Consider the following 12,016-nt stretch of genomic DNA (forward strand, 5'->3'; position numbering starts at 1 on the left):
CTGAGCCGAAGGCTCTAGTCTCGAGCGCTAACCGGCGGCCCCTCAGGGCCGCGGACACGCGCGCGCCAGCGCGCCAATAAACACAGCGTCAAACCCTCTGGCACTACCAAGCCCTGTGGCTATGCCCTACAACCGTCCTGGCACCACCAAAACCCGTAGGCACCCCTACAAGCCCCGGGACCACAAACCCCTAAGCCTGCAGGATGAGGTTCGTCAACGCCCGCACACCAACAGCCAAAGCCCGCTCGTCGATATCGAACGTCGGCTGATGCAGGTCCAGTTGCTCACCGACGCCCGACCAAACTCCCAACCTGCCCATAGCGCCGGGTGCCTCTTCCAGGTACCAGGAGAAGTCCTCGCCACCGCCGGACTGCGGTGTGTCGGCGAGGGCGTCCTCGCCCATGGCCAGCACCGCGTCCTCGAACATCAGGGCCGAGGTCGGATCGTTGACCACCGGCGGCACACCGCGCTTGTAGTTGAGCTGGTAACGCACCCCGGTCGGCGCGAGTAACCCGTCGACGATCTCGCGGACCAGCGGTTCCAGCAGCAGCCAGGTGGCGTGATCGCCGGTGCGGACCGTGCCGGTGAGCATGCCCGTCTGCGGAATCGCATTGGGCGCCTTGCCCGCACTCACCGCACCCCAGACCATGACGGTGCTGGTGCGCGGGTCAACGCGTCGACTCAGCAGCCCGGGCAACCCCGTGATGACAGTTCCGATCGCGTAGACCAGGTCACTGGTCAGATGCGGCCGCGAGGTATGCCCACCGGGCGAATCGAGCACCAACTCGACCGTGTCGGCCGCCGATGTGATGGCCCCGGTCCGCAAACCGACCTTGCCGACCTCGAGGCGCGGATCGCAATGCAGCGCGAAGATCCGGTCCACCCCGGTCATCCCACCGGCCGCGACCACGTCGAGCGCACCGCCCGGCATCACTTCCTCGGCGGGCTGGAACACCAGCCGCACCCCCACCGGCAGCTTGTCCTCGGCCTCGGCGAGCGCGAGACCGGCACCGAGCAGCACGGTGGTGTGCGCGTCGTGCCCGCAGGCATGCGACACACCGGGCACGGTCGAGGCGAAGGTCAGGCCGGTGAACTCCTGCATCGGCAGCGCGTCCATATCGGCGCGCAGAGCGATGCGCGGACGATCGGTTGGGCCGAAGTCGCAGATCAAGCCGGTGCCGCCCGGCAGTACTTCCCAGCTCAGCCCGGCCTTGGTGAGCCAGCCCGACACGAACTCGGTGGTGGCGAACTCGGCACGGGACAACTCGGGGTTGGCGTGGATGTGCCTGCGCCATTGCACCAGGTCACCGGTGTGCTCGGCCAGCCATGCGTCGACGATCTCGGTTCCCGACATCAGAGTTGGTTCGGTGTCCGGCGTGGTCGGACACGCTGCGGTCTCGCGTGCCATCGAGTGGGTACCCACACCCATCGATAGCGCGTCGGAGCCTGCGCGTGCGGTGCCCGGATGGCCGGAAATGGTCACCGAATGTCCTCCTGTCGTTCGATCAGCCGTTGCAACAACCTGTCCCTGTGTACTTCATCGCCCGCCACGGCGACAGCGGTACGTGCCAATGCCAGCGCGCCGTCGAGCACCGCCCGGTCCGCCGAGGCGTTCACCGCGGCGGCGGCGAACTCCGGCTGATGGGTCGCCGCGCCGCCCGCATCGATGCCGATCACCGGGTGGATGCCGGGGATGACATTGGTGACGTTGCCCATGTCGGTGCTCCCGAGCGGCCGCAGCACCTCGAGCTCGGGCGCGATCGGCGTCCGTCCCAATCCGGTGATCTGCGCGCGGTAGGCAGCGGAAAGAACCGGATCGGGGGTGAGCTCGGTATAGGTGGGCGCGAGCGTCCGTATGTCGTGGGTGCAGCCGGTCGCCAGGGCGCCCGCTTCGAAACACGCCTTCGCTCGGCGCATCAGGTCGTCGAGGGAGCCGGAATCGGCCGCGCGGAGGTAGTACAGCAACTCCGCACGTCCGGGCACGATGTTGGGGGCTACGCCACCGTCGGACACTATACCGTGCAGCTGCTGACCAGGTCGCAGATGCTGACGTAGCAAGCCGACAGCAACCTGGGTCAGGGTCACCGCGTCGCCCGCGTTGCGGCCCAGTTCGGGCGCGGCGCTGGCATGCGCCTCACGGCCGTGGAAGACGATGGCGAGATCGGCCAGCGCCAGCGAACGCGCGCCGACGATATCGCCGGGACCTGGGTGGACCATCATCGCCATCGCGATGTCGTCGAAGGCGCCCGCGTCCAGCATGAGCACCTTGCCGCCGCCGCTCTCCTCCGCGGGCGTGCCGAGCACGACCACGGTCAGGCCGAGCGCGTCGGCCACCGCGGCCAGCCCGATGGCCGCGCCGACGGCAGACGCGGCGATGATGTTGTGCCCGCAGGCGTGCCCGATCTCGGGTAGCGCGTCGTATTCGGCGCAGATGCCGACGGTGAGCTGGCCGCTGCCGTAGACGGCGCGAAAGGCCGTCGGCAGCCCGGCGACGCCCGTGGTAACGGCGAATCCGCGCTCGACCAGCGGCGCGAGGACCTTCGCGACGCTACGCGTTTCGGCGAAGGCCAGCTCGGGTTCGGCGTGAATCGCGTGCGAGAGCCCGATCAGCTCGTCCGAGGCCGCCACAATCGCGGAGTCGGAGGCGGTGGCTGTGAGTTCGCCGGTGCGCGAGGGTGCCATACCCCCAGTCTTGCATCAGTGCACGACAGCGGCGCACCGGCGAGCGCGGTCAGTTGCCGAAGGGAAGGTTCTCCGGAGTGACCGGGGTGGCCAGCGCGGCGAGAGTCTCGGCGTGCAGCGCGGTCTTGATGATCGGGGTGATCGGCTTGCGCAGGCTGGTCAGCGCGGCGGCGCGAGCGATCGCGGCGGGCAGCACCTCCCCGGAGTCGGCCTTGGCGTCGGCGATGCCCGCGGCGATGGCCTCGTCGGCACCGAAGCGGTGGCCGGTGGTCATCGCCTGGACGCACACCTGGTTGCTCAGGCGACCCTTCAGCAAGCCGTTCATGCCGATGGTGAACGGCATGCCGAGATGCACCTCGGGCAGCGACCAGAAACCACGGTCACCGCGCATCACCCGGAAGTCGTGGGAGGTGGCCAGCATGGCGCCCGCGCCGAACGCGTGGCCGTTGACCGCGGCGACCGTCGGCATCGGGAAGGTCAACAGGCGGGTGTAGAGGGAGTGCACCCGGTCGAGGTAGCCGTGGACCTTGTCGAGGTTGCCGAAGACGTAATCGGTGTCGAGGCCGTTGCTGTAGTACTTGCCGGTCGCGACGGTGACCAGCGCGGCAGCGCCCTCGGACTCCTCGACCTTGTCGAGTGCGGCGTGGAAGGCATCGATCCAGTCCGGCGAGAAACGGTTCTCGTTGTCGGTCTCACCCTCGTTGCCGAGGTACAGGACGAAAACATCACCAGAGCGCTCCAAATACGGCATGCAGGGAGAATAAACCGCGACGGCAGACGTACCTACTCGCGGGTACGACACGCAAGAGCCCGATCGTGGCCCAGCTACGGCCGCCCGGGCCGGGGATACCCATGCGGCTCAGGCGTACCTCCGCCTTCGCTGCGACCATGCGCGACTGAGGATCGCTGCGCGCCTGCGCCCTTTAGACTTCGCTCATGACTGCCGAACAGGCCGCTGCGGCGATTGCCGAACGTACGGGAGTGCCGCGTCATCGCGTGGCCGTGGTGCTCGGATCGGGGTGGCAGGAGGCAGCAGCCGAGATCGGCGCGCCGCATGCCTCGATCCCCATGACGGAGCTACCCGGCTTCGGTAAACCCAGCGCGCAGGGTCACGGCGGCATAGTGCATTCGGTCACCGTGAACGAGAACAATGTGCTGCTGTTGATGGGTCGTCAGCACCTGTACGAGGGCTACACACCCCAGCAGGTGGTGCATCCGGTGACCACGGCGATCGCGGCGGGCGCCGAGATCGTGCTGCTCACCAATGCCGCGGGTGGACTCAGGGCGGGTCTGGCTGTGGGCGAGCCGGTGCTGATCGCCGACCACATCAACCTCACCGCGCGCACCCCGCTGGTAGGTGCACGGTTCGTCGACCTGGTCGATGCCTGGGATCCCGAATTGCGGGCGCTGACAAGGGAAATCGACCCGAGCCTGACCGAAGGTGTGTACGCCGGACTCACCGGACCGCAGTACGAGACGCCTGCCGAGATCCGCATGCTCGCGACCATCGGCGCCGATCTGGTCGGCATGTCGACGGTGCTCGAGGCGATCGAGGCGCGTTCGCTCGGCGCGAAGGTGCTCGGCATCTCGCTGGTCACCAATATGGCCGCGGGCGTTACCGGGGAACATCTTTCGCACGCCGAGGTGCTGGCCGAAGGGCAGGCCGCGGCGCCCCGGCTCGGCAAGCTACTGCGCGGCATTCTGGAGCGCGTGTAGATGCTGCGCTTCGGGACCGCAGGCCTGCGTGGACCGTTGCGCGAAGGCCCCGACGGTATGAACGTGACGACGGTGTCGCGGGCTACGGCCGGGCTGGCCGGCTGGTTACGTGAGCGGTGCCTCGGCGGCGGAGCGGTGGTGGTCGGGCGCGATGCGCGGCACGGCTCTGCCGAGTTCGCCACCGCGACGGCGGAAATCTTCACTGCCGCAGGGTTTCCGGTGACGGTGCTGCCGGATCCGGTGCCGACTCCGGTGGTGGCGTTCGCGGTGCGTGAGCTGGGTGCGGTCGCGGGGGTGCAGATCACCGCCTCGCATAACCCGCCTGCCGACAACGGTTACAAGGTGTATCTCGATGGTGGGTCGCAGCTGATCGCGCCCGCCGACAGCGAGATCGAGAAGGCCATCGAGACGGTTGTCGAACCGATTGCGCGGGAGCCTGTTTCGGTATCGGGCACCGAACTGGTCGATCGGTATCTCGCGCGCGTCGCGGAATTGCCCGGCCTGCTCGGCGGGCCCGGTGCACGAGCGGATGTACGGATCGTGCTCACCGCGCTGCACGGTGTCGGCGGTGAGCTCGCGGTGCGCGCGCTGGCCGCGGCGGGGTTCACCGACGTGCACGTGGTCGCCGAACAGTTCACCCCCGACCCCGACTTTCCCACCGTCGCCTTCCCCAACCCGGAAGAGCCGGGCGCTGCCGATCTGCTGCTCGCGCTGGCCGCGCGGATCGACGCCGATGTTGCGATCGCTCTCGATCCCGACGCCGATCGCTGCGCTCTCGGCATCCCGGGTCCTGAGGGCTGGCGCATGGTGCGTGGTGACGAAACCGGTGTGCTGCTGGCCGATTACGTGCTGCGCACCCGTCCCGCCGATCCGCTCGTCGCCACGACCATCGTGTCCTCGCGTCTGCTGTCGAAGCTGGCCGCCGCGCGAACGGCGCGCTACGCCGAGACCCTCACCGGCTTCAAATGGCTGGCCAGGGCGGGCGATGGACTCGTATACGCCTACGAGGAGGCCATCGGGCACTGCGTCGATCCCACGAAGGTCCGCGACAAGGACGGCATCTCGGCCGCCGTCGCCGCCGCGGATCTCGTGGCCCTGCTCAAGGCTCAGGGCAGGACGCTGCAAGACGAACTCGACTCCTACGCTGTCGAATTCGGACTGCACGCGGGAGATCAGGTCTCACTGCGCCTGCCCGACCAGGCCGCCGCGAGCGTGCTGGTCGCCGCCCTCCGCGCGGACCCGCCAAGCGAAATCGCCGGTACCCCGGTGAAATTCACCGACCAGGCGCAGGTCCGCGGCCGGCTACGCACCGACGCGCTGATCTTCGACGCCGACGACTTCCGCATCGTCGTCCGCCCCTCTGGCACCGAACCCAAACTCAAGTGCTACCTGGAGGTATTCGCCCAGGTATCCGAACCGGACGACCTGAACAACGCCAGACAGCTTGCCGCCCAGCGACTCTCCGAGCTCACCACGTTCTGCCGGTCGCTGGCAGGAGGCAAGGAATAGTCGACGGCTGGAATCGCTCGCCCGGCCGCGCTGAGTCAGCGTGGGCCGAACGAAGGGTCACCCGCGTCGCCGAGGCCGGGACCCGGCTCGCGGCTGGGATCGCGGAACAGCTCGCGGCTGGGATCGCCGAATACGTCGTGCGCCGGAAGCCCCGCCGTGGGCAGCGGCGACGTCTCCTGGTGTCCGTGCTCGATCGAGCATCGACGGAAAGGTCCGTTCCCGTCGGTCAGAGCCCGCAGATGCGGATCGGCATGGTCCAGAAACCAGAGACTGATGCCGAGCCCACCTTCGAGCCGGTGGCGTTCCCACACCCGCCACAGCGCGTCCAGCCGGATGGCCGCGCTCGGGTGCCGCCACCACTCCGGACACCAGTTGAGCTGATCGTCCGGCCGATACCCCAGCGCGTCACCGAACACTCGGACGAAATAGTCGTCTACCCAGGCCGCGACATCGCTGTAAACCAGCTCGAACGGCTTCTCGGGCCCGGTAACCCCACTCCCCATACCTGCCAGGATCTCACGAAAACCGGGCGGTGGGAGGCTGATTCAGCGTGGGCCGAACTGGCGGTCGCCCGCGTCGCCGAGGCCGGGGACGATGTAGGCGTGCTCGTTGAGGCGGTCGTCGATGGCTGCGGTGATCAGGCGCACCGGCAGGCCCGAGCCTGCCAGGGCGGCAACGCCTTCCGGGGCCGAGACGACGCAGATGGCGGTGATGTCGGTGGCCCCGCGGGCGACGAGGAGTTCGATGGTGTGGCGCATCGAACCGCCGGTGGCCAGCATCGGGTCGAGGACGAATACCGGCAGGCCGGTGAGGTCGGCGGGCAGCGACTCGAGGTACGGCACCGGGTCGTGGGTCTGCTCGTCGCGGGCGATGCCCACGAATCCGACGCGGGCTTGCGGGACGAGTTCGGCTGCGGCGTAGACCATGCCGAGCCCGGCCCGAAGCACCGGAACCAGCAGCGGTGGCGCCGCCAATCGGACGCCTTCGGTGACCGCGACCGGCGTGTCGATCGGCTCGCGCACCACCGGCGCGTCGCGCAGCGCCTCGTACATGAGGATGCCGGTGAGATCGGCCAGAGCATTGCGGAAGGTGGCGTTGTCGGTACGAGCGTCCCGCATGGTGCTGAGCAGGGTTGCGGCGAGCGGATGGTCGACGGTGTCGGTGCGCATGAAAAGACGATAGGGTCGCTTGGCGCTTCGCGCCTACGACCGCCGGGGAAATATTTTCGCAGTCGAGGGAACCGAACGCGGAGTCGGTGCGTCCAAGATAATGAGTGACGTACTCTGCCCGGGAACTCGAGGATTGGGGGAAGTTCGATGACGAAAAAGATGTCGGCCGATGCCGAGGGCATCGTCGCGTACAGCGCGGCTGCCGAGGTGATGGCCACGGAACTGGCCACGGCGGCGGCTGGTTCGGTTGCCTCCGACCCCACCCTGCTCGGCCCCATCATGGGTCTCATCGGCGGCGATTTCACCGCCGCCTACTCCGCCGCCCATGCCGGCCACGTGGCGTCGATCGCCCAGCTGTCGGCAGTGATGGGGAGCATGGGCCTGGCCACCGCCAGCGCCGCGACCACCCTGGTCGAGACCGATCTGAACAACGCGGCCTCGCTCGCCGCGGCCGCGGGCGATATCGGCACCGACGCATGATCGACCTCAGCGGGCTGGCTCAGCCCCTCCTCGATCTGCTGTCGAGCTTCGGCACCGGCGTGCTCGGCACCGGCGGCGCGTCCGACGGCTTGCGCTCGACCTCGACCAACCTCGACCAGATCTATCAACAGGGTCGCAACAGCATCAACAACGTGAACACCGCGTGGGACGGCCAAGCCGTCGACGCGGCCACCGCCAAGGCACTGCGCGTGCAGACCTCCTCGGCCACCCTGTCCGACAACGGCACCGAGATGGCGACCGTCGTCGACCAGGCCGCCGCCTACGTGGAGACCGGGCAGAAGGAGCTCGACGGGATCGTCAACTCGTTCCTGTCCCAGGTCTCCGCGCTGAGCCCCACCCTCGGTACCCCCGCGGGTCTGACAGCCGTGGTGGCTTCGGCGATCGACCACATCGGTCAGGGCATGGGCGTCGTCGGCCGGGTGCAAGACGAGATGGGCACCCAGACCGCCGCGATCCAGGAGCTCACCCCTGCCCCGTCGAGCACCTCGCTGGCGAGCGTCGCGTCCGGCGCGAGCAACCTCGTGTCCTCGGCGTCGAGTTCCGGTCTGCTCTCGACCGCCGCGAGCACCGGCAGCACCGTGCTCAGTGCCATGGGATCCGGTCTGTCGACGGCGATGGGCGGCAGCAACAGCAGCAGCTCGAAGTCGACCACCACCGGCGGAACCTCCGCGGGCACGGGTGGGTCGACGGGGTCATCGGCCGGTTCGTCGACCGGGTCCGGCACCGGCGTCAAGATCACCCTGCCCGACGGCAGCACCGTCGAGGCGCCCAACGAGAAAGCCGCGACCGCGGTCCGCTCGGCCATCGGCGCCGTCGGCACCCCGTACGTCTGGGGCGGCAACGACCCGCAAGCGGGCATCGACTGCAGCGGGCTCACCAAGTACGCCTACGGCGAGGCCGGGGTCGAACTGCCTCGGCTGGCGCAGGAACAGCACATCGGCAATCCTCAGGTATCCCCCGGTGACCTACAGCCGGGCGATCTGGCCGTGTGGGACGGCCATGTCGCCATGGTCGTCGGCAACGGGCAGCTCGTCGAGGCGGGCGATCCGGTTTCGATCAGTTCCATCCGAACGGAGAACAGTGGCATGGAGTTCTACGGCTTCTACAGGCCTACCGAATGAGCGGCACGCCGATCCCCGAGGTGCCCAATGTGGAGTCCGCGGTCAGCAGTAACCGGTCGGGCACGATCTCGGTCCGCGCGACCAGCATGGGTCTGCCGATCGCGCTCAAGTTCGAACGCAGCGAATACCAGTTCGGCGCCCAGGCGCTGGCCGACGAGATCCTGCGCCTCACCCGGCGCTCGACCATCGCCGCCGCCGCCCGCCTGCGCGAGGTCTACAGCGAGCAGGCGCAGATCCCCGATGAACTGCTCGACAAGATGAACCTGCCCACCCGGCGTCAGGCGGTCGACGAGCTCGATCGCATCGACGACGCCGACACCGGTCAGACGAGTTGGATGAGGCCACTGTGAGTGCGGAAATGGACGCCCTGGTCGCGGGTGTCACCGGAAAACTCGAGGCGCTCGAGGCGGCGCTGTACGGGTTGAAGCAGGTCAACGGGCGATTCACCACCGAGGACGGGCTGGTCACCGCCGAGGTGAACAGCGACGGCGCCCTCGTCGGCCTGACGCTGGACGAAGCCATCACCACGCTGGCCCCCACCGAGGCCGCCGCGCTCATCCTGGCGGCCTGCAAACAGGCCACCGAGACCGCCGGTGACGCTCGTTCCAACATCATTGCGACACTGAACGAATCGCTCATCGGTTCGAGTGCACAGCCCGGCGGGCAATTAGCACCCGGGCCGGATAGTGCCCGGCGCTCGAGCTAGCTAGGCTTCGCGTCATGGCTTCTGGAGACATCGTCCCGATCGAGCTCGGTCTGACCGATGGCGATCTCGTCACCCTGTGGGCACCGCGCTGGCGCGACGGTGACGACGAGTGGGAGGCGTTCCTCGGTCACGAGGACGACCTCTACGGATTCGAGTCCGTTGCGGAGCTGGCGGCGTTCATCCGCACCAACTCCGACAACGACCTCGTCGACCACCCGTCCTGGGCGGTCATCGCCGGCCTATCGGCCGCTGAGCTGGAGCCGGAGGAGAATTTCAGCTTCGATCTGGTCTCCGTACCGGAGCTGGCCGCGGGCGACCCGGACGTCGATGTCATCGGCGAGCTCGAGGACACCCTGGCGATGGTGCGCAATATCGCCGAGGTGTGCGAGCTCGACGTGGTGACCAAGTTCTTCGGCAACAACCCGGTGCTCGGCGCACTGGCCAGCGGGGCGAGCACCTTCGTCGGCCGCGACGGCGAAGAGCTGTGGGACCAGGTCGGTGCCGCGATTGTCAAGGGCTGGGACGACGTGCTCGACGCCATCGACAGCGTCGTGAGCACGCCCGAGGTCGACGCGGCCGCGGTCGCCGTCGCCGAGGCGGAGCTGCTGGCGGCCGAGGAGAACGAGGTCGACGCCGACGATGTCGCCGAGGAGGAGGAAGAGTTCGAGAACGTCGACCTCACCGCCTCCGACGATGACGACGAAGAGGAGTCCTTCTGGGACGGGGTCGGCATCGACCCCGTCAAGATCGTCACCTCCGACGGCGAGCAGTTCACCCTGCGCTGCTACCTCGACGACGAGCCGATCTTCCTCGGAAACGGCAGCACCATCACCGTCTTCGGCTCCGAGCGCGCACTCGCCCGCTACCTGGCCGACGATCACGAGCACGAGCTGGCCCGGGTCTCGACCTTCGCCGAGGTGCAGACCGCGGCGGTGGACGGTTCGCTCGCGGTCGAGGTGACCGACGAGAACGTCTACGTGCTCACCGGCTTGGTCGACGATCTGGCCGAGGGGCCGGAGGCGGTCGACATCGAACAGCTCGATCTCGCGGTCGAACTGTTCAGCGACGCGGCCGACTACGCCGATGACGACAGTGTGGAAACGGCTCTCGCCCAGTCGAATCCGCTCGGCTGGTACGTCTCGTACCTGCTCAACCCGGATCCGAACCGGATGGCGCCGAACCCGCCGTACGCGTCGGAGGCCCAGCAGTTCCGCGACCTGCAGCGTGCGTTCGAAGCGCGCCTGGTCAGCGAATAGGTGTTGACGAAATCAGGGGTGGCGCCGACGTGGTGCCACCCCTGATTTCATCTCAGCCGAGCAGTACCGCGTAACCCGGCTTGATCACTTCGTCGATGATCTTCAGCCGGTCCGGGAACGGGATGAAGGCCGACTTCATGGCGTTGATGGTGAAGCGTTCCAGGTCGCTCCAGCCGTAGCCGAAGGTGTCGACCAGTTTGCGCATCTCCTCGCTCATGGAGGTGTCGCTCATCAGGCGGTTGTCGGTGTTGACGGTGACCCGGAAACGCAGGCGGGCGAGCAGGTCGAACGGATGCTTGTCCAGCGAGGGCACCGCGCCGGTCTGCACATTCGACGAAGGACACAGTTCCAGCGGCACCCGCATATCGCGCACATAGTTCGCGACCAGGCCGAGCTGCGCGTCCTCGATGTCGCCCGGAACACTGATGTCGTCGGTGATCCGCACCCCGTGGCCGAGCCGATCACAGCCGCAGAACGCGAGCGCCTCGTGAATCGACGGCAAGCCGAACGCCTCACCCGCGTGAATCGTGAAGTGCGCGTGGTTGGCTCGCAGATACTCGAAAGCGTCCAGGTGGCGGGTGGGAGGGAATCCCGCCTCGGCGCCCGCGATGTCGAACCCGCCGACCCCGGAGTCACGGAACCGCACGGTGAGCTCCGCGATCTCGCGCGACCTGGCCGCGTGCCGCATCGCCGTGAGTAGACACGTCACCCGGATGACATCGCCCTGCTCAGCCGCGATCGCCTCACCCTCCCGGAACCCCGCGAGGGTGTGTTCGACAACCTCGTCGAGCGTGAGACCCTTCTCCAGATGCTGCTCGGGCGCGAACCGCACCTCCGCGTAGACGACCCCGTCGGCCGCGAGGTCGACAGCGCATTCCCGCGCCACCCTGCGCAGCCCCTCCGGGGTCTGCATCACCGCGACCGTATGCGCGAACGTCTCCAGATACCGCTCGAGCGATCCGCTATCGGCAGCGTCGCGAAACCACGCCCCCAAACTCTCGGCGTCGGAAGCAGGTAATTCGTCATAGCCGCAATCAGCGGCCAGCTCTAGCACCGTCGCGGGCCGCAGACCACCATCGAGGTGATCATGCAGCAATGCCTTCGGTGCGCGTCGGATCGAAGCAAGGTCAAGGGGCGCCGGTCCAGTCATGTATAGACGGTAGCCGCCCACACCGATCCGGGCAGAACATCGTCCACCCCAAAATCCGCCATGACCGCACCACCAACCAGGCGGTAAACCCCAAGACCGCCATGACCGCACTCCCAACCCCGCACTCCCGACCCCTGGGGAGGGACGGCCACGAAGTGGCCGGTCCGCGGCCGGGTCGCCGGTTAGCGCTCGAAAGCGCTGAGCCG

Annotated in this window: 13 protein-coding genes; 7 read left to right on the forward strand and 6 right to left on the reverse strand. The window is 68.0% G+C overall.

Annotated elements, in window-relative coordinates; genetic code table 11:
- Positions 1-190: 190 nt before the first annotated feature.
- The 3 genes from ACFXKN_RS33055 to ACFXKN_RS33065 all read right to left on the reverse strand — a co-directional run bounded on the left by ACFXKN_RS33055 (position 191) and on the right by ACFXKN_RS33065 (position 3,433).
- A complete protein-coding gene (locus ACFXKN_RS33055) occupies positions 191-1,354 on the reverse strand; it encodes a M20 family metallopeptidase (protein WP_378971796.1) in 1,164 nt (387 codons plus the stop codon).
- Positions 1,355-1,479: 125 nt separating this feature from the next.
- Positions 1,480-2,682 (reverse strand): M20 family metallopeptidase, encoded by a 1,203-nt coding sequence (locus ACFXKN_RS33060; RefSeq protein ID WP_379434745.1) that lies wholly within the window; start codon positions 2,680-2,682, stop codon positions 1,480-1,482.
- Between the two features lie 49 nt (positions 2,683-2,731).
- Positions 2,732-3,433, reverse strand: coding sequence for an enoyl-CoA hydratase-related protein (locus ACFXKN_RS33065; protein ID WP_379434747.1), 702 nt, complete (start codon positions 3,431-3,433; stop codon positions 2,732-2,734).
- A gap of 185 nt (positions 3,434-3,618) precedes the next feature.
- Here ACFXKN_RS33065 and ACFXKN_RS33070 point away from each other — a divergent pair, with 185 nt between their 5' ends.
- Both ACFXKN_RS33070 and ACFXKN_RS33075 read left to right on the forward strand, forming a co-directional pair.
- On the forward strand, positions 3,619-4,398 hold the full coding sequence (locus tag ACFXKN_RS33070) for a purine-nucleoside phosphorylase (RefSeq protein WP_378971155.1): 780 nt from the start codon (positions 3,619-3,621) through the stop codon (positions 4,396-4,398).
- A complete protein-coding gene (locus ACFXKN_RS33075; RefSeq protein WP_378971165.1) occupies positions 4,399-5,907 on the forward strand; it encodes a phospho-sugar mutase in 1,509 nt (502 codons plus the stop codon).
- A 35-nt stretch (positions 5,908-5,942) separates the two neighbouring features.
- Here the strand turns inward: ACFXKN_RS33075 and ACFXKN_RS33080 are convergent, their stop codons facing one another.
- Together ACFXKN_RS33080 and upp are read right to left on the reverse strand one after the other, a co-directional pair.
- The gene (locus tag ACFXKN_RS33080; protein WP_378971171.1) at positions 5,943-6,410 is read right to left on the reverse strand and encodes a DUF4913 domain-containing protein; all 468 of its coding nucleotides are present in this window, start codon (positions 6,408-6,410) and stop codon (positions 5,943-5,945) included.
- A 42-nt stretch (positions 6,411-6,452) separates the two neighbouring features.
- Positions 6,453-7,076, reverse strand: a complete 624-nt coding sequence (gene upp, locus ACFXKN_RS33085) for a uracil phosphoribosyltransferase (RefSeq protein ID WP_378971181.1) — start codon at positions 7,074-7,076, stop codon at positions 6,453-6,455.
- Between the two features lie 147 nt (positions 7,077-7,223).
- Between upp and ACFXKN_RS33090 the strand changes: the two genes are divergently transcribed.
- Genes ACFXKN_RS33090 through ACFXKN_RS33110 form a run of 5 tightly spaced genes read left to right on the forward strand, consistent with a single transcriptional unit; the run spans position 7,224 to position 10,660 of the window.
- A complete protein-coding gene (locus ACFXKN_RS33090) occupies positions 7,224-7,556 on the forward strand; it encodes a hypothetical protein (RefSeq protein WP_378971188.1) in 333 nt (110 codons plus the stop codon).
- Positions 7,553-8,698, forward strand: a complete 1,146-nt coding sequence (locus tag ACFXKN_RS33095; RefSeq protein WP_378971203.1) for an NlpC/P60 family protein — start codon at positions 7,553-7,555, stop codon at positions 8,696-8,698. Before ACFXKN_RS33090 ends, ACFXKN_RS33095 begins: the two co-directional genes overlap by 4 nt.
- Positions 8,695-9,048, forward strand: coding sequence for a hypothetical protein (locus ACFXKN_RS33100; protein WP_067447900.1), 354 nt, complete (start codon positions 8,695-8,697; stop codon positions 9,046-9,048). Before ACFXKN_RS33095 ends, ACFXKN_RS33100 begins: the two co-directional genes overlap by 4 nt.
- A complete protein-coding gene (locus tag ACFXKN_RS33105; RefSeq protein WP_378971214.1) occupies positions 9,045-9,404 on the forward strand; it encodes a YbaB/EbfC family nucleoid-associated protein in 360 nt (119 codons plus the stop codon). The genes ACFXKN_RS33100 and ACFXKN_RS33105 overlap by 4 nt, the downstream gene beginning before the upstream one ends.
- A gap of 14 nt (positions 9,405-9,418) precedes the next feature.
- On the forward strand, positions 9,419-10,660 hold the full coding sequence (locus tag ACFXKN_RS33110) for a primosomal protein (RefSeq protein ID WP_378971217.1): 1,242 nt from the start codon (positions 9,419-9,421) through the stop codon (positions 10,658-10,660).
- Positions 10,661-10,712: 52 nt separating this feature from the next.
- Here ACFXKN_RS33110 and ACFXKN_RS33115 read toward each other — a convergent pair whose 3' ends face one another.
- A complete protein-coding gene (locus tag ACFXKN_RS33115) occupies positions 10,713-11,810 on the reverse strand; it encodes an adenosine deaminase (RefSeq protein WP_378971223.1) in 1,098 nt (365 codons plus the stop codon).
- Between the last annotated feature and the right edge of the window lie 206 nt (positions 11,811-12,016).

The organism is Nocardia sp. NPDC059195, assembly GCF_042754695.1.
Lineage (GTDB): Bacteria > Actinomycetota > Actinomycetes > Mycobacteriales > Mycobacteriaceae > Nocardia.